This window comes from Microcystis sp. M083S1, assembly GCF_020246405.1.
In the GTDB taxonomy this organism is placed as follows: domain Bacteria; phylum Cyanobacteriota; class Cyanobacteriia; order Cyanobacteriales; family Microcystaceae; genus Microcystis; species Microcystis aeruginosa_C.
The window spans coordinates 1-14,816 of record NZ_JADBTB010000122.1; the positions used below are offsets into that span (position 1 = coordinate 1).

Annotated in this window: 16 protein-coding genes and 1 pseudogene; 8 read left to right on the forward strand and 9 right to left on the reverse strand. The window is 40.5% G+C overall.

Annotated elements, in window-relative coordinates:
- Positions 1–106 precede the first annotated feature (106 nt).
- Both IM450_RS12645 and IM450_RS12650 read right to left on the reverse strand, forming a co-directional pair.
- A complete protein-coding gene (locus IM450_RS12645; protein WP_287666800.1) occupies positions 107–364 on the reverse strand; it encodes a hypothetical protein in 258 nt (85 codons plus the stop codon).
- 147 nt (positions 365–511) lie between these two features.
- Positions 512–976, reverse strand: a complete 465-nt coding sequence (locus IM450_RS12650; RefSeq protein ID WP_287709508.1) for a hypothetical protein — start codon at positions 974–976, stop codon at positions 512–514.
- A gap of 52 nt (positions 977–1,028) precedes the next feature.
- Between IM450_RS12650 and IM450_RS12655 the strand changes: the two genes are divergently transcribed.
- From IM450_RS12655 to IM450_RS12670, 4 genes are all read left to right on the forward strand, one after another.
- On the forward strand, positions 1,029–1,256 hold the full coding sequence (locus IM450_RS12655; protein WP_287666794.1) for a hypothetical protein: 228 nt from the start codon (positions 1,029–1,031) through the stop codon (positions 1,254–1,256).
- Positions 1,253–1,666: a PIN domain-containing protein gene (locus IM450_RS12660; RefSeq protein WP_287666791.1), complete on the forward strand. Its 414-nt coding sequence runs from the start codon at positions 1,253–1,255 to the stop codon at positions 1,664–1,666. Before IM450_RS12655 ends, IM450_RS12660 begins: the two co-directional genes overlap by 4 nt.
- 297 nt (positions 1,667–1,963) lie before the next feature.
- Positions 1,964–2,905, forward strand: coding sequence for a hypothetical protein (locus tag IM450_RS12665; RefSeq protein WP_287666789.1), 942 nt, complete (start codon positions 1,964–1,966; stop codon positions 2,903–2,905).
- 71 nt (positions 2,906–2,976) lie between these two features.
- Entirely contained in the window at positions 2,977–4,776 is a 1,800-nt protein-coding gene (locus IM450_RS12670; RefSeq protein ID WP_287666787.1) for a vWA domain-containing protein, read from the forward strand.
- A 360-nt stretch (positions 4,777–5,136) separates the two neighbouring features.
- Here IM450_RS12670 and frr read toward each other — a convergent pair whose 3' ends face one another.
- Together frr and pyrH are read right to left on the reverse strand one after the other, a co-directional pair.
- Positions 5,137–5,658, reverse strand: coding sequence for a ribosome recycling factor (gene frr, locus IM450_RS12680; RefSeq protein ID WP_373276097.1), 522 nt, complete (start codon positions 5,656–5,658; stop codon positions 5,137–5,139).
- A 13-nt stretch (positions 5,659–5,671) separates the two neighbouring features.
- On the reverse strand, positions 5,672–6,394 hold the full coding sequence (gene pyrH / locus IM450_RS12685) for a UMP kinase (protein ID WP_002800489.1): 723 nt from the start codon (positions 6,392–6,394) through the stop codon (positions 5,672–5,674).
- Positions 6,395–6,599: 205 nt separating this feature from the next.
- Here pyrH and IM450_RS12690 point away from each other — a divergent pair, with 205 nt between their 5' ends.
- The 3 genes and pseudogenes from IM450_RS12690 (at position 6,600) to IM450_RS12700 (ending at position 9,427) form a co-directional block, all read left to right on the forward strand.
- The gene (locus tag IM450_RS12690) at positions 6,600–7,181 is read left to right on the forward strand and encodes a hypothetical protein (RefSeq protein WP_287666784.1); all 582 of its coding nucleotides are present in this window, start codon (positions 6,600–6,602) and stop codon (positions 7,179–7,181) included.
- A gap of 14 nt (positions 7,182–7,195) precedes the next feature.
- Positions 7,196–7,411 (forward strand): annotated as a pseudogene (locus IM450_RS12695) (RNA-guided endonuclease TnpB family protein); the annotation flags it as partial.
- A gap of 576 nt (positions 7,412–7,987) precedes the next feature.
- Positions 7,988–9,427 carry an aminotransferase class I/II-fold pyridoxal phosphate-dependent enzyme gene (locus IM450_RS12700; RefSeq protein WP_002800487.1) on the forward strand — a complete coding sequence of 480 codons (1,440 nt, stop codon included), beginning with the start codon at positions 7,988–7,990 and terminating at the stop codon, positions 9,425–9,427.
- On the opposite strand, the gene IM450_RS12705 is transcribed toward IM450_RS12700, so the two are convergent.
- Together IM450_RS12705 and IM450_RS12710 are read right to left on the reverse strand one after the other, a co-directional pair.
- Positions 9,419–10,795: a serine/threonine-protein kinase gene (locus IM450_RS12705; protein ID WP_287668995.1), complete on the reverse strand. Its 1,377-nt coding sequence runs from the start codon at positions 10,793–10,795 to the stop codon at positions 9,419–9,421. The two genes, IM450_RS12700 and IM450_RS12705, sit on opposite strands and share 9 nt — an antisense overlap.
- A gap of 230 nt (positions 10,796–11,025) precedes the next feature.
- A complete protein-coding gene (locus IM450_RS12710; protein ID WP_287668998.1) occupies positions 11,026–11,379 on the reverse strand; it encodes a hypothetical protein in 354 nt (117 codons plus the stop codon).
- Between the two features lie 231 nt (positions 11,380–11,610).
- On the opposite strand from IM450_RS12710, the gene pyrG reads away from it, so the two are divergent.
- Complete coding sequence (pyrG, locus tag IM450_RS12715; protein WP_002800483.1) at positions 11,611–13,251, forward strand: glutamine hydrolyzing CTP synthase; 1,641 nt, start codon at positions 11,611–11,613, stop codon at positions 13,249–13,251.
- An 82-nt stretch (positions 13,252–13,333) separates the two neighbouring features.
- Here pyrG and IM450_RS12720 read toward each other — a convergent pair whose 3' ends face one another.
- From IM450_RS12720 to IM450_RS12730, 3 genes are all read right to left on the reverse strand, one after another.
- A complete protein-coding gene (locus IM450_RS12720) occupies positions 13,334–13,651 on the reverse strand; it encodes a 2Fe-2S iron-sulfur cluster-binding protein (RefSeq protein WP_002800481.1) in 318 nt (105 codons plus the stop codon).
- Between the two features lie 129 nt (positions 13,652–13,780).
- Positions 13,781–13,954, reverse strand: coding sequence for a hypothetical protein (locus IM450_RS12725; RefSeq protein WP_002800478.1), 174 nt, complete (start codon positions 13,952–13,954; stop codon positions 13,781–13,783).
- A 319-nt stretch (positions 13,955–14,273) separates the two neighbouring features.
- Complete coding sequence (locus IM450_RS12730; protein WP_287669000.1) at positions 14,274–14,555, reverse strand: hypothetical protein; 282 nt, start codon at positions 14,553–14,555, stop codon at positions 14,274–14,276.
- Positions 14,556–14,816: the final 261 nt, after the last annotated feature.

The window sequence follows — 14,816 nt, forward strand, 5'->3', positions numbered from 1 at the left end:
TCAAATATTTTGAGTATAAATACTCTATATACTCACTTCTCTGCGATGCAGTCGCACTCGCGGGAGCGCATTTTGTAGCTCGCTTAAAGCTTTGTTTCTGTCTGTATCACTTGTTACTTTTTAAAATGAGAATTGCTGCTTTTGCCGTATATTTAAGAACGTTTCCTGTAATTTGCACTAAAATGGGGACAAATACCCCGATCAACTGCATAGTTACCTGAATTACCGCTTGGAAGACTGAGATCAAGATTTGCATCAATAAACCGATAAATCCGCCGGTTAATCCCAATTGTCCCATGAACATCATATCGATAATGATAAAGAGGAACAAAATCCCGATGATAAAACCAATTAATTCTCCCATAAGACTTATTCTCCGATGATCAATGTATCTTATTATTATTCGTAAAAAGCTATCTTGTCTATGCTGTCTCAAAACGAGTATACTATTAATTTTCTTTAAGTTGTCTCAATCTTGAACATAAAATTTGATTAATTAAATAGAAATAGGCTAACTAGCTGGCTTAAAACTCATTTTTGCAAGAGACTCTTGAATGATTTTAATCTTATCAGCAAAGGATTTTGAAAGGGGTTGAATAGTTGGAATAACTTTCAATAAATGATCAGTCGTTATAGTCGTTATATCCGAATTCTGAGGGGTAGAATCCTTAAAAGTATCAATAAAAGCATTTTCAATAGTTTCCTTCACCACTGCTTCAATATCAGCACCACTAAATTGATCAGTTTGCTGTGCTAAAAGATTGAGATCAATATCTTTATGCCATTTACGTCTTTTAATGAGATGAATTTTAAAAATATTTTTCCGTTCCTCGTCCTTAGGGAAATTAACAGAAAATAACTCATCAAATCGGCCTTTTCTTAAAAATTCTGGGGGAAACTTAGAAATATCATTTGCCGTTGCTATGACAAAAACTGTATTTTCTTTATAGCTTTTACTTCCGACTTCCGACCTCATAATTCTGACTTCTGCTATAATGATTTTAACTATCTTCAAATAGCTTAATCTTATGACTTCCTATCAAACTCAGATAACCCTTGATAACTCTCAGCAAATCCTTCTCTCTAATTTACCCTTCAAAGAAGGAACAAAGCTGAACATTAATATTGAGGTTGTTGAAGAAGATATAGCTGGATCTTCTTCCGATTTTGAAACGCTTTTAGAAAATACTCAAGGAATATGGACAAAAGGAGATGGGTTAGAATATCAACAGAAAATTCGAGAGGAATGGTCATGAAAAAATTGATAGATTCTTGTATTCTGATTGACCATTTTAATGGAGTTTCAGCAGCAACCAGCTATCTTAGAAAACATAAAAATGATGCTTGTATTTCTATCATTACTAAAGCAGAAGTCTTGATTGGATTTGAGGATGAAACCACCTTTCATCAAGCTCAACAAGTTTTATCCTACTTTCACCTAATAGAATTAGATCAAACTATCATCGATTTAGTCATCCAACTTCGTCGTGAACAAATCAGGAAAAAGTTGAACAAACTCCCCCATCAAAAGAGCCTACAATGGAAATTACCCGATGCAATTCAAGCAGCGATTGCCCTTCATTATAACCTTAAATTAGTCACTCACAATACTAAAGATTTCGACTTAACTCAACATCCCTTTGTTGAAGTTCCCTATACAGTTTAACCTAGTTTTTAGGATAGTAAAGTATCGTTCTAACATTAACTCATTTTGTGTCATGACTTGATCCTCATTAACTTTCTTTAGTCTGTCTCATTTATCGAAGTTAAATGCGATCGCTGATCCAGCTTCGCCTAAATTTTATCTCAACTATAATAAAATTGTATTATTTAGCCGCTCCCCTGCATAACTTCCCCCCGATCCTACGATAAAAGATTGAATAGAGACTCATTTTAGGGTGAGGTGATCGCCATTAGCGGCACATAAATACTAAGCAATAATCCTTACTTTTGACAAAAAATCATGAGTACTATTGAGATTCACGAATTTAGTACAGGAGTTAAAGTACAATCTTCACAAGTTGGTACACAAGTTTTGTGGTGGGTGGAAGATTACACCGAAGAAGACTTTATGAATTGTACCTTAGAGCCGATTCCCGATGTGGTTTATCAAGCCATTGATGAGGAATTATTAAAAATTCCTTGCTTTCCTAAAAGTTTAAACCCTCAAAAATTTGTTATAATCGGTCGAGAAGTTAAAAATAAAAAAGAGGCTTGGTCAATCATTGCTGTTATTAGTAAAGGAAAGGATCTCAACAGAGAAGAAGTATTATTATATCGTTATTTTATAGCGCAAGGATTAGGAAAATTAACGGATTTATTAGCATGGTTTAATACTAACAACAGGCCAACTTTCAACCCTTTTGATCAAAAAGATATCGGACAACCCCATTTTTATGATGATTCTAAGACCCGTCATAATGATGCTTTAACACTGCCGCAATTTAAACCATTATTAGAAGAAAAAAATCCTTGTTTAGTGATTCCTCATGATCTAACCTGTACGGTTATTATGATCAATCAACTGGCAGAAAGAAGAAAAAAGAAAAACAAATTAACCGCATGGTCTTATCAGATTGAAGAAATTTATAAACCCCAAACCTTTCAAGTGATTTATCCTCTAAACTCTGATGCTGAAAATTATCTTAGGAAAAAAGTTTCTCAAAGGTTCAAACCTAAAATTTTTAATAATTTATTGGGTTTTCTTGGTGATTTTTATCAACTAATGACCCATACTATTAAAGTACCGCTCTTTCTTTTGGTGGGTATCTTTTTCGTTGGTGGAACTCTGATTTCTTTCCCTGCTTGTCTTGTTTTATTTGCGGGTTTTTCCTGGTCTATCTTATTTATTATTGGCATCTTAATCATGTTTTTGCTAGGCTTTTATTTGGGAGGTAGTTCCTAAATAAAAAGTAAGCGATATCGTCAACTTTATTCCCTTTCAAAACCAATTCAATTATTAAAAAATTAAAGACCATGTTAAGTTTATTGCAAACCCTCAAACAAAATTATCAAAAAGCCTTATTATTTGCCTTATATGGAGGAATTGGCTGTTTAATTATAGCTCTAATTTTAGGAGAATGGTTTCTTCATTTAACCGAACTTTCTCCCCTACCTCAAACCGATCAAAAAGCGGTTATTCTTTTAATCGATTCATCAGGTAGTATGGAAGGTGGCAAACTAGAAGAAGTCAAAACTGCGGCAATCAATTTTATTAACCGTCGCGACTTCTCAAAAGAACAGTTAGGGGTGATTAATTTCGGTGAAACGGTTAATATTATCACTTCTTTAAGCACTAATCAGGCACAATTAAATCAGGGAATTAACAGCTTACAAGCACTAGGCGGAACACCGATGGCAGCAGGAATTAAACAAGCGATCGCATCTTTATCTTCTACTGACAATAATCGTTATATTTTACTGTTTACGGATGGAATGCCTCAATCTCAATTTCAAGCTATTCTAGCAGCTAATAAAGCTAGAAATCAATCAATTTTAATGATTGTTGTCGCCACAGGAGATGCTGATATTCAATACTTAACCCGTTTAACAGGGGATCCTAATTTAGTTTTTTATGCGAACTCTGGCGAAATTGATCAAGGGTTTCGTCAAGCAGAATTAGCGATTAATAATCAGCAATTATTAGAATCAAAAACAACAGGTAATTATAGTTTAACTTATTCTTCGTTAAGAACAGGAGGATGGACAGCTATTATTACTCTAGGGTTATCTTTAACCTTAATTGTTGCTCAGAATCACTATTTACATCGTCGTCTTTTAACCATCAAAGAAACTTTCCTGATTTTAATAGGAAGCACTATTGCTGGTTTAATCGCAGGGGGGATCGGTTCTTCTCTATTTACCATTTTAACCAATCTTCCTAATTCTGAATTAATCGCTGGGGTCATTAATTGGGGAATTGCTGGGACAATTACTTTTGGAATTCTCAATTCAATCAAACGTAATATTCCTTTAAAGGAAATCTTAATCCGAGGTTTTCTACTGGGAGTTATTGCTGCTGTAGCTTGGATTTTTACCATCGATTATTTAGGGGATGCAGGAATCTTGATAGCTGGTTTTATTGTCGGTTGTGGAGTATATTATACTTTTTATTCAAAAGGGTTAGCTTGGTTTTTTGGCATTATTGTTCTCTTTTCAGGATCATGGTTATTATTACCATCTGTTAATTTTTCCTCAGCCTTAGAAATTGCCATTCGTTTGATTGCATGGACGATTTTAGGAGCCATTGTCGCTTTAGGTATTTCTTATTTTATTCCCAATTTACAAAGATTAAGAGCTTTTTTAGGCGGTAGCTTAGGGGGTAGTTTAGCGTCAATTGGATTTCTTCTCATGTCTTTAATATTAACTCAATTTATTCCCATAGAAACCAGTTTAGCAGATCGGTTAGGACGTTTAATTGGTGCATCTATTTTAGGGTTTTGTATCGGTTTGATGATCTTTTGGGAGGAGGAACGTCAATTACAAAAAAGTACATATTTATTAATTCGGTGGAATGACCAAGAAAGTCGTAAAATTCTTTTAGGAGAAATTCCTATTTGGTTAGGTTCTTCTCTCGATGCTCAAATTGCTTTAAGTAAGACTAAATATCCCGATAAATTTGCTAAAATTTTTAAAGCAGGAAATCAAGTATTTTTTGAGTTTCATTCTGATTATGCTCAAGCAAAAGGGATTAAAATTACTCAACAGGAATGGTCATCAAGTCAGTCTCGAACTTTTGACGGAATTACGCTGACAATTGTTGATGAAACCAGATAAATTTACTGCTGGTCAGTAGTCATAGATAAAATATCAAATAGCCACGATTTTTTAGAGAAATATAGACTCTTTCTTACTAATCTATAAATCCTTGCCTCGATGAAGTTTACCAGAAATTACTGTCTTATATGACTCCCAAAAATCAGTGTAAGCAACAACACATTACCCCGTCATACTAAATCCAGTTATTAAAAACTGATTATGTATTCCCCCTTTTGCCTGTCCTCATAAGTAGCCTATACTCAACGGATTTAGTATAAATTGTTGCATCGGGACTGACTCCTCTATAGCTTTTAAATAGAGATAAAAAGCCAAATAGAACAGACAAAAAGCCTGTTCTATCCCTGAGGAGAAAAAAACTTAAACCGTCAAGATATCCTTTTCTTTTGTCGCTAATAAATCCTCGATTTTGGCGATAAATTTATCGGTGGATTTCTGCACCTGATCCTGTAAATCCCTGGATTCATCCTCAGAAATCTCGTGACTTTTCTCCTGTTTACGGATAGCATCGATCGCATCCCGGCGAATATTGCGGATCGCCACCTTTCCCTCTTCGGCCAATTTCGCCACCGATTTGACCAATTCCTTGCGGCGATCGCTAGTGAGGGGAGGGATATTCAAACGAATGGTCTGACCGTCATTACTGGGGGTTAAACCCACGTCCGAGAGAGAAATCGCCTTTTCGATCGCCCCCATACTGGTACGATCGAAGGGTTGAATAGCGATCGTGGTTGCGTCGGGAGTGCTAATGGTTGCCAGGGACTTGAGGGGAGTTTCCATGCCATAATACTCCACCATGATCCGATCTAAAAGAGAAGCATTTGCCCGGCCAGTACGAATCGTATTAAAACCTCTCTGGGTTGATTCGACGGTTTTCTGCATATGGTCTTGAACTTCAGCTAACTTCACAGAATCCTCCTACCAATGTTCCAACGGGTTCACCTTTGACAGCGCGAACAATATTACCTGTCACCGACAGATCGAAAACGACTATCGGGATATTATTTTCCTTGCACAGAGCGATCGCAGTTCCGTCCATCACCCGCAGATCATGGGTCAGTACATGACCGTAGGTGAGACTTTGAAAGCGTCGCGCGTTAGGGTTGTGGGAGGGATCGGAATCATAAACTCCATCCACTTTCGTCGCTTTAAACACCACTTCCGCATCGATTTCGGCAGCGCGCAGGGCCGCCGTGGTATCGGTGGTAAAGAAAGGATTACCCGATCCCGCACCGAAAACCACCACCCGACCTTTTTCCAGATGACGGATTGCTCGCCGGCGGATGTAGGGTTCAGCTAATTCCTGCATAGCGATCGCCGTTAATACCCTAGTCGGCACTTGCGCTCGTTCTAGGGCATCCTGCAAGGTCATAGCGTTCATGACTGTTGCTATCATACCAATATAATCGGCCGTGGCCCGATCCATGCCGGCCGAGGCGGCTTTCACCCCGCGAAAAATATTGCCCCCACCGACCACGATCGCCAATTGGATGCCTTGAGCAACCACTTCGGAGATTTCCTGGGCGATAGCGGAAACCACCATCGGGTCGATCCCATAGCCGAGATTGCCCATCAGGGCCTCCCCACTCAGTTTTAATAATACCCGCTTGTACGCCATGCCCTTACTACCACTCGCTAAAACAAGATCTAGATAATTTTTGTCTCCCCATAAGATAGCAGGTTTTGGCCTTGATTTAAGCTGACCAGTTTACTCTCCCCAGGGGCCGACAAGTTAAGATTAATAAATCTTTTCCTTGGGAAATTAGTATTTAGTGATACCTTTGTTATCAAGGGAAGCTTAGTTTGATTGAGAATTAATAACCGTGGTCAGCGATCGATTACTATTGGTCAACAAAAGCAATCAAGGGGCCGCTAACATCGATACCTTTGATTGGGTGTATGGGTTTCAGGATGGAACCCTTCTGATGGGCAAGGTTTGCGGTTACTTAGATCCCGATAGTAATCGTCTTCTCGATCCCGAAAACTGCAGCGCTATCTACCAGAATGCCCAGGGACAAGTCCTTAGTCGTTGGCAAGCTGGAGATTTTATCGCTTTTGAACTAACCACCACCGGGGAAGATCTCCTGATCGTGGCTTCTAATGACAATTGTGTCGGTAATAGTCTCTGTTTGGTTTCGGGCATTAGTCGCAGCTGCGCCCAAGTTACCGATGAAGGAAAATCCCTCGTCCTGGAGGTTTTTCAATACCCTGCTTGGTCTTTGCAGGGCGATAATACCACTTCTCAGCCGGCTTTCAGTTGGAATTGTTCCCTATCTCCCTTTTTCCCCTTTGTTTCCCTGCGTTTTAATCTTCAGTCCACCAGCAGCAAAAAATTCTATCGCTGGACGGTTTCCCCCTATTTTCCCTTTTGTCCCCTCTTAGAAGTGGGAGAATCCCTTGCCTAATTGGCTTTTTCACTACGATAGTTCTAGAAGATTTCAACACATCGGGAATGGTTAAAACCGTAAGCTATCCCCTGCTATATCAGACTTAGGATGGCGTTCTTCCAGAGATATGCTATCGGCGAAATCCGCTTAATATGGTCGGTATTCTCGCTTAATTTCTCAATGGCAACCAACAAAGCCAAAAGTCTGACCGTTGCTGTGGACATAGGGTCCAAAAAGCCTTAAATGTCCCTAGAGATGTTAGAGCAGTTATCTTAATGGTGAGCTACGAAGTTTTCCTTTTGGGGAGTCAGGAGTCAGCTTTTATTTATTCTCCCTGCTCCTGGCCTCCTCGTCCCCCACTTCCTAATAGACATCTCCAAAAATTATAACCCAGTCACAGCTTGCTTTTAGTCTGCATACTAATTAAGTAGTTCGATGGCTAGAATGTATGTCTATCGTTGCTAATTCAATTTCACTGAAAAAATATGAGGCAATTAAAATAATTTTTATTAGGGTAGATTCCTTGACTAGAAAGACTTTTGGTCTTGAGATAATATTAGGTCGAGGTCTAATTGACATCTCCAAAAATTATAACCCAGTCACAGCTTGCTTTTAGTCTGCATACTAATTAAGTAGTTCGATGGCTGGAATGTATGTCTATCGTTGCTAATTCAATTTCACTGAAAAAATATGAGGCAATTAAAATAATTTTTATTAGGGTAGATTCCTTGACTAGAAAGACTTTTGGTCTTGAGATAATATTAGGTCGAGGTCTAATTCATAATTCATAATTCATAATTCATAATTCATAATTCCTTCTAAAAATGCCTTCGCCAGAATCCGCTCCCCTTCTATCACAACTGCAAAAAAAAGTCAATAGTTTAGATGTACCATTTTACGCGCCAGGGCATAAGCAGGGGGAAGGAATCGGGGAAGATTTAAGTAATTTACTGGGAAAAAGCGTCTTTAAAGCCGATTTACCCGAATTACCCGACCTCGATAATTTGTTTGCCCCGACGGGAGTGATTAAAGAAGCGCAAATTTTAGCAGCCGAGACATTTGGGGCAGATAAAAGCTGGTTTTTGGTCAATGGCTCCAGTTGTGGCATTATTGCGGCGATTTTAGCCACTTGCGGCGAGGGAGATAAAATTATTCTGGCGAGAAATATTCATAAATCGGCAATTTCTGGCTTAATTCTCTCCGGGGCGCAGCCTATCTTTATCAATCCCGAATATAATCCCACTATCGATCTAAATTTAAATATAACCCCCCAATCCCTCGAAAATGCCCTGAAACTCCATCCCGATGCCAAAGCGGTGATGGTAGTCTCTCCCACCTATCAAGGGGTTTGCTGTGACTTAGAAACTATCGCCCAGATTACCGATCATTATTCTATCCCGCTGCTCGTCGATGAGGCTCACGGGGCCCATTTTGCCTTTCATCCCGATTTACCTCCGGCTGCCCTCTCTCTCGGCGCCGATATGGCTATTCAGTCCACCCATAAGGTTTTAGGGGCCTTAACTCAAGCATCGATGTTACACTTAAAAAGCGATCGCATTAGTTCCGAAAAAGTCGATCGAGCCTTACAATTAGTTCAAACCACTAGCCCTAGTTATTTGCTTCTCGCCTCCCTTGATAGTGCTAGAAAGCAAATGGCGACGCAAGGCCTAGATTTACTGACCAAAACCCTCGATTTAGCCGCTACTGCCCGAAAAGAACTCGATAAAATCCCTAATATCTCTGTTTTAGACTTTCCCCATTCTATCCCGGGTTGTCACTGGTTTGATCGCACTCGTTTAACGGTAATTGTCAAAGATTTTGGCTTAACTGGTTACGAAATAGACGATATTTTGCGAGAAAAATACGCTGTCACGGCGGAATTACCGACTTTAAGCCAACTTACTTTTATTATCTCCATCGGCAATCATCGCGAACACATTAATCGCCTAATTACTGCTTTTCAATGCCTTCAATCCCCTTCCTCTACCAGTTTACCCCCCACTCCTCCTCCAGTCACGGCAAATTCGGCTATTTCTCCTAGAAAGGCTTTTTTTGCCCCTACAGAGATAGTATCCCGGAAAAATGCCCTCGATCGTCTTAGTGCTGATGTTATCTGTCCCTATCCCCCCGGTATTCCCGTTTTGATGCCGGGAGAGTTAATTTCTCAGGAAATCCTCGACTATCTGCAAACTATTTTAGACCTCGGTGGCACGATTACCGGCGGTAGTGATGATAATTTGGCAACTTTTAGGGTTTTAAAATAATCGCAAAATTATCTGATATATTAACCGGAAAAAGGCGGTAATAGCAATGGCCCCGATGGCAGCCATCACGGCAATGATAGCAATTTCAGGAAAATTTAGGCTTCCTTGCAGTCGCGAAAGAAAGAAGAGGAGGGTGAGGGTAATTGCTGCGATAATTGGTAGATCTTTTCCTTCAATCACTTTTTTAAATAATGCCAAAACTAAGCCACCTAAGATCATAAAGGCGATGACAATTCCTACCGAGGGGACTAAACTATTTAAGGCAATTACTAATAATGTCCCCTCAAATCCTGTAAAGGCAGCATTAGCGAAAGTTTCCCCAAGAGAAAAGCGGGAAGTTTTTCTAATCACTGGAGAAGCTGGAGGGGATTGAGGAATTGGAGAAGCTGGAGGGGATGGAGGAGATGGGGGAGGTGTATTTAAAGCGGTTAAAACTTCTCCACAGGATTGAAATCTATCCAGGGGATTTGCTAGTAACATTTTATTGAATACTCGGGCTAAATCTGCACTGATGTTAGGGGCATAATTTTGCCAATTCCAGACCTGTTTTTGGGGATCGTATAGCTCGTCAGGATCGCGATTAGTTAAGAGCATAACACAGGTAGCTGCTAGGGCATATAAATCCGTGGCTGCCGATACCTGATTGCCTAATTGTTGTTCGGGAGGAGCAAATCCGGCTGAATAAATTGTTGTGGATTTCTCTTGTGTATTATTGGGATTATTGGTAGCCTGTTTTACTGCCCCAAAATCGAGCAAATAGAGGCGACCATTTTTGTCGCGCATGATGTTAGATGGTTTTATATCCCGGTGAATGGAACCATTTTCATGGATAAATTTGAGGATAAGAAGTAATTCTTGGAGAAGGGTTTTAACTTCACTTTCTTGAAAGGGTTTTTGTTGCTGTTGGAGAATTTCTTCTAGGTTTTTACCGTCGATATATTCCTGGGCCAGATAGAAAAATTGCTCTTCTTCTCCCGTTAATTGATTCTTGACTTTTAAAGGGAAAAAAGCATAGAGATCGGGGATTTGGGGATGTTCTCTTCCTAACTCCTCTAAAACTTGCGCTTCTTGAAAAAATAAATTTTTCGCTTTTTCTAAAGCTTGCGGACTTAAATTACCGGAAGGTTGAAATTGTTTGAGTACACATTTAGCTTTTTTGGGACTATAACGATCTACTGCTAAAAATGCCGCCCCAAATCCTCCTTTTCCCAATAGACGTTCCGGCAAATAACGTCCCCCTAAAATTAATGGCATCCCGCAAGTAGTACAATATTTCTGCTCGATCGAGGTTAAGCGATTGCTATCGTCTAGGTCTGGGCATTGATTACGCGGTTTCGGACAGTGGGGACGCGTGCAAATAACTTCCATAGTCACCGTTTCCCGTGGTACTGCTCTTAGTTTAGCTAGTACCGGCAATTCGGGTTAAAATTTTTATTCTTGAGAAAGAGTTAAAAAGAGAGTTCGTAGGCGGACACGGATTCCCACTATACTACAAGGTTAGCAAAAATTTTTGAGTTTGTCAAGTCTTTGGCTGAAAAAAATTCAGCCAGATAAGGGCGGTTATCTTCATGGTGGGGTGGGAAGTCTCGGCGCTTTTCTTAGTTGAAAGAGCGGGCCAGACGACTAACTCCAGTGTGTAATAACTGTTCCAAGCTTTGGCGATCGCTGATGGCTTGAAGATTGATCACAAAACAGGTTAAACCCAGTCCAAAGAGGATAAAAGTGGGGGCCATAACCACACCAATCATTAACCAGGTGGCGACGTGGAGAAACATAGTGAGAGCGAACAACAAAGCTAGGGAAGCAATGGGGAAGACTTGACGGGTAGGACGGCCGAAATAGAGAAAAAGAAGGGTTAAAACGGTGGTTACTAAGTTAGCGGGGACTAAAAAGGCACAAATCGAGACGCAATAGTTGCGGGAAAATTCAGCGAGAGTATTAAAATCTATCATGAATAGTAGTTTATAAATCCCTGAGTCTTAGTACTCTCGATTGTAGCGGAAAATTTAGATGATTGGGATGAAGGTGACTGAAGGCTGTGGTCTAATAGATTTTCGAGAGGGAGCTAAAACGAGGATCGGGGTATAGATCCTCCGGTTATAATGAAATCTGGGAAAATGACACCGCCCCATCCCGAAAACTCTCACCCCTTGCTAGGTATAATCGATCGCAGGAAAAATTTTATGAGTAAATTTGTCTTTGTCACCGGGGGAGTCGTCTCCAGTATTGGGAAAGGAATTGTCGCCGCTAGTTTGGGAAGATTGTTGAAAAGTCGGGATTATTCCGTCTCAATTCTGAAATTAGACCCCTATATCAACGTGGATCCGGGTACGATGAGTCCTTTTCAACACGGAGAGGTATTTGTCACCGATGATGGGGCCGAAACCGACCTCGACCTTGGCCACTACGAACGTTTTACCGATACGGAACTCTCCCGTCTCAATAGCGTGACTACTGGCTCGATTTATCAAGCGGTATTGAATAAAGAGCGCCGTGGTGCTTATATGGGGGGAACCGTGCAGGTAATTCCCCATATTACCAACGAAATCAAGGAAAGGATTCTCCGGGTGGCCAAAGATACCAACCCCGATATTGTCATCACAGAAATTGGTGGTACGGTGGGGGATATCGAATCTTTGCCCTTTTTAGAAGCAATTAGGCAATTTAGGAAGGATGTGGGTCGAAATAACGTGGTTTATATGCACGTTACCCTAATTCCTTGGATTCCGGCCGCCAAGGAGATGAAAACAAAACCGACGCAACACTCGGTCAAGGAATTAAGATCGATCGGTATTCAACCGGATGTGTTAGTCTGTCGTTGTCATCTACCCCTACAACCGGGGTTAAAAGAAAAACTCTCAGCTTTCTGTGATGTGCCGGTGGAATCGGTGATTACTGCTCAGGATGCCAGCAGTATCTACGAAGTTCCCCTCAATCTGGAAAAAGAGGGATTAGCGCAACAAACCCTAGAATTATTAAACCTGGGTTCCCGATACCCCCATCTGGAGGAGTGGGAAAATCTCATCCGACAGATGCAATCCCCCGGTCAAAAATTAGAGATAGCTATTGTTGGTAAATATGTGCAGTTGGGGGATGCTTATCTCTCGGTGGTGGAGGCCCTTAAACACGCTGCCATTGCCCTTAATAGCGAGATAGAATTGCGTTGGGTAAGTGCCGAAGATGTGGATAACGATTCGGCCGAAGCTCATTTAAGCGGTGTTGACGGTATTGTGGTACCAGGTGGTTTTGGTATTAGGGGTGTGGATGGCAAAATTAAGGCGATCGAGTATGCTAGGGTCAATAATATTCCTTTCTTGGGTCTCTGTTTAGGGATGCAGTGTTCGATTATCGAATGGGGTCGCAATGTGGCCCGATTGGAAAGGGCCAATAGTTCCGAATTTGAAGAGGATACACCCAATCCAGTGATTAATTTACTGCCAGAACAGGCAGATGTGGTGGATTTAGGGGGAACAATGCGCTTAGGTCTCTATCCCTGCCGTTTAAACCCCGATAGTCTGGCTTTCTCCCTCTACGGTCAGGAGGTTATCTATGAGCGCCATCGTCACCGTTACGAGTTCAATAATGCCTATCGTAGTCTCTTTTTTGAGACTGGTTATCTGGTGAGTGGCACTTCTCCTGATGGTCGTTTGGTGGAAATTATCGAACTACCAAAACATCCTTTCTTTATTGCTACCCAATTTCACCCCGAATTTCGCTCTCGTCCCAATAAAGCTCATCCTCTCTTTTCTGGTTTCATGAAAGCGGCCCTTAAGGGTAGAGAGGAAAAGTTTTCCCTGAGTAGTCAGCATTCGACTATTAGTTAGGGTTTGCTGGGTTCTATTGGCTCAAAATCTGTTTTTTTGGGGGGAAACCCCCGAAAATTTCTCATCTTAACCCCAGTTTGGCCTAGGGTTTTCCGAATTGACGTTGATAAACTACTTCTTCCTTGCCAGATTCCAGTTTAATATCGGAGCGAGGATAGGCCACACATAACAAAGCATAGCCTTCTTTTTGCAGGTCGGGGGATAATCCCATGCCCTCACCTTGTTCGACGCTACCCTGGGAAAGTTGAGCGGCGCAGGTAGTACATACGCCCGCATTGCAAGAACTGGGTAAGTCAATCCCCGCATCGTAGGCCGCCTGTAGTATAGTTTGATCTTTCCTAACTTCGATCGTTTGTATTTTTCCTAAATGAGAAATTTCTACTTTGTAGGTTGTGGTCATAGCTAATGAATGATGCTTTGAACTTCACCTATTTTATCATTCTAGATACCCCCCCCAAAAAATCGATCACTCCGAATAATTCCATCGTGGTCCTTTTTGACCACCGGCTCGCCACCCTTTGCCATAAAGTCATTGATTGTCCTTAGAAGAAGATGACCATTGAGCTAACCCCGCTCCGACTAAAGCACTAGGCAAAGATAAAGCAAGGATTAATTTCTCCTCTGGAAGAACTAAGCTTAAAGCAATAGCGCTAATTAATCCCAATTCAATGAAAATTAAAGCGATTTTGTTCTTCTGAGACATTCTTGACAAAATAAAGGAAGAATAATGGCTAACAAAATAAAAATCATAAGGTGATTTCTGACCAAGAGTTTACCTAATCTAATCAACTTAAAAAATAAGGGGAAAATAGTTAGCGAACACCTTCCGCTAACCTAACTTTATTTTCAAGTTCTAATGATGGTTTTTTGACAAGTAAATAAAAGACAAATATTAGCAGATTAATTACAATAATTAAACTTGACTAACTTCAACTTTATTGACCTTTTCCACTCATGTCGAGTATAAGCAATGGGCTTATTAAATGTTGGATTTTGTTGTGCGTATGACTCGGCTATTTTTCTTAAAGACTCGGAAGCTTCGGGTTGTTTCTCTTCCATTTTTTCGCTCCACTATGAGTTGAATGTCGCCCAACACATATTATGCCGCTTCTTTGTTCTTCTAATCCCAATTGGACTGCTCTTCGCCCCCAACCCAAGATTTTTTCCGTTTTTCTGGCATTTCCTTCAAAATACTTTTGACAAATCCTCCCTTGAAAGGCTCCCCCAGAAGTCCCCGTCATCTTTTTAGCTGCAAAACGTAAGTCTTCGATTTGAGAGGGGGTTAAGGCTGTATCTTCTGGCATAGACACCATTTTTTTCTTTTCTACTCGCCATTTCCCCTATTTTAATCTATCAGGTATCTTCTTGATCAGAAATCACCTTACGACCAGGAAAATGGTCAAAGAATCGAAAAAAAGAAAGAGTTACCGAAATTTTGGGTTAAAGCCCCGTCCTTTTAGGACGGCTTTTTAAACTATATCTTGTTAACTTAACTTTTATTGTGCTATACTGATTTTGTCTAAGTCCCCCCTGCGTAAAATGTTTGTCTTAGAGTTTAAAGTTAA

Excerpts from the sequence above, each read along its gene's own strand:
- IM450_RS12645 (WP_287666800.1), bottom strand. The coding sequence starts at position 364 with ATGGGAGAATTAATTGGTTTTATCATCGGGATTTTGTTCCTCTTTATC.
- IM450_RS12650 (WP_287709508.1), bottom strand. The coding sequence starts at position 976 with ATGAGGTCGGAAGTCGGAAGTAAAAGCTATAAAGAAAATACAGTTTTT.
- IM450_RS12655 (WP_287666794.1), top strand. The coding sequence starts at position 1,029 with ATGACTTCCTATCAAACTCAGATAACCCTTGATAACTCTCAGCAAATC.
- IM450_RS12660 (WP_287666791.1), top strand. The coding sequence starts at position 1,253 with ATGAAAAAATTGATAGATTCTTGTATTCTGATTGACCATTTTAATGGA.
- IM450_RS12665 (WP_287666789.1), top strand. The coding sequence starts at position 1,964 with ATGAGTACTATTGAGATTCACGAATTTAGTACAGGAGTTAAAGTACAA.
- IM450_RS12670 (WP_287666787.1), top strand. The coding sequence starts at position 2,977 with ATGTTAAGTTTATTGCAAACCCTCAAACAAAATTATCAAAAAGCCTTA.
- frr (WP_373276097.1), bottom strand. The coding sequence starts at position 5,658 with ATGCAGAAAACCGTCGAATCAACCCAGAGAGGTTTTAATACGATTCGT.
- pyrH (WP_002800489.1), bottom strand. The coding sequence starts at position 6,394 with ATGGCGTACAAGCGGGTATTATTAAAACTGAGTGGGGAGGCCCTGATG.
- IM450_RS12700 (WP_002800487.1), top strand. The coding sequence starts at position 7,988 with ATGCCTTCGCCAGAATCCGCTCCCCTTCTATCACAACTGCAAAAAAAA.
- IM450_RS12705 (WP_287668995.1), bottom strand. The coding sequence starts at position 10,795 with ATGGAAGTTATTTGCACGCGTCCCCACTGTCCGAAACCGCGTAATCAA.
- IM450_RS12710 (WP_287668998.1), bottom strand. The coding sequence starts at position 11,379 with ATGATAGATTTTAATACTCTCGCTGAATTTTCCCGCAACTATTGCGTC.
- pyrG (WP_002800483.1), top strand. The coding sequence starts at position 11,611 with ATGAGTAAATTTGTCTTTGTCACCGGGGGAGTCGTCTCCAGTATTGGG.
- IM450_RS12720 (WP_002800481.1), bottom strand. The coding sequence starts at position 13,651 with ATGACCACAACCTACAAAGTAGAAATTTCTCATTTAGGAAAAATACAA.
- IM450_RS12725 (WP_002800478.1), bottom strand. The coding sequence starts at position 13,954 with ATGTCTCAGAAGAACAAAATCGCTTTAATTTTCATTGAATTGGGATTA.
- IM450_RS12730 (WP_287669000.1), bottom strand. The coding sequence starts at position 14,555 with ATGCCAGAAGATACAGCCTTAACCCCCTCTCAAATCGAAGACTTACGT.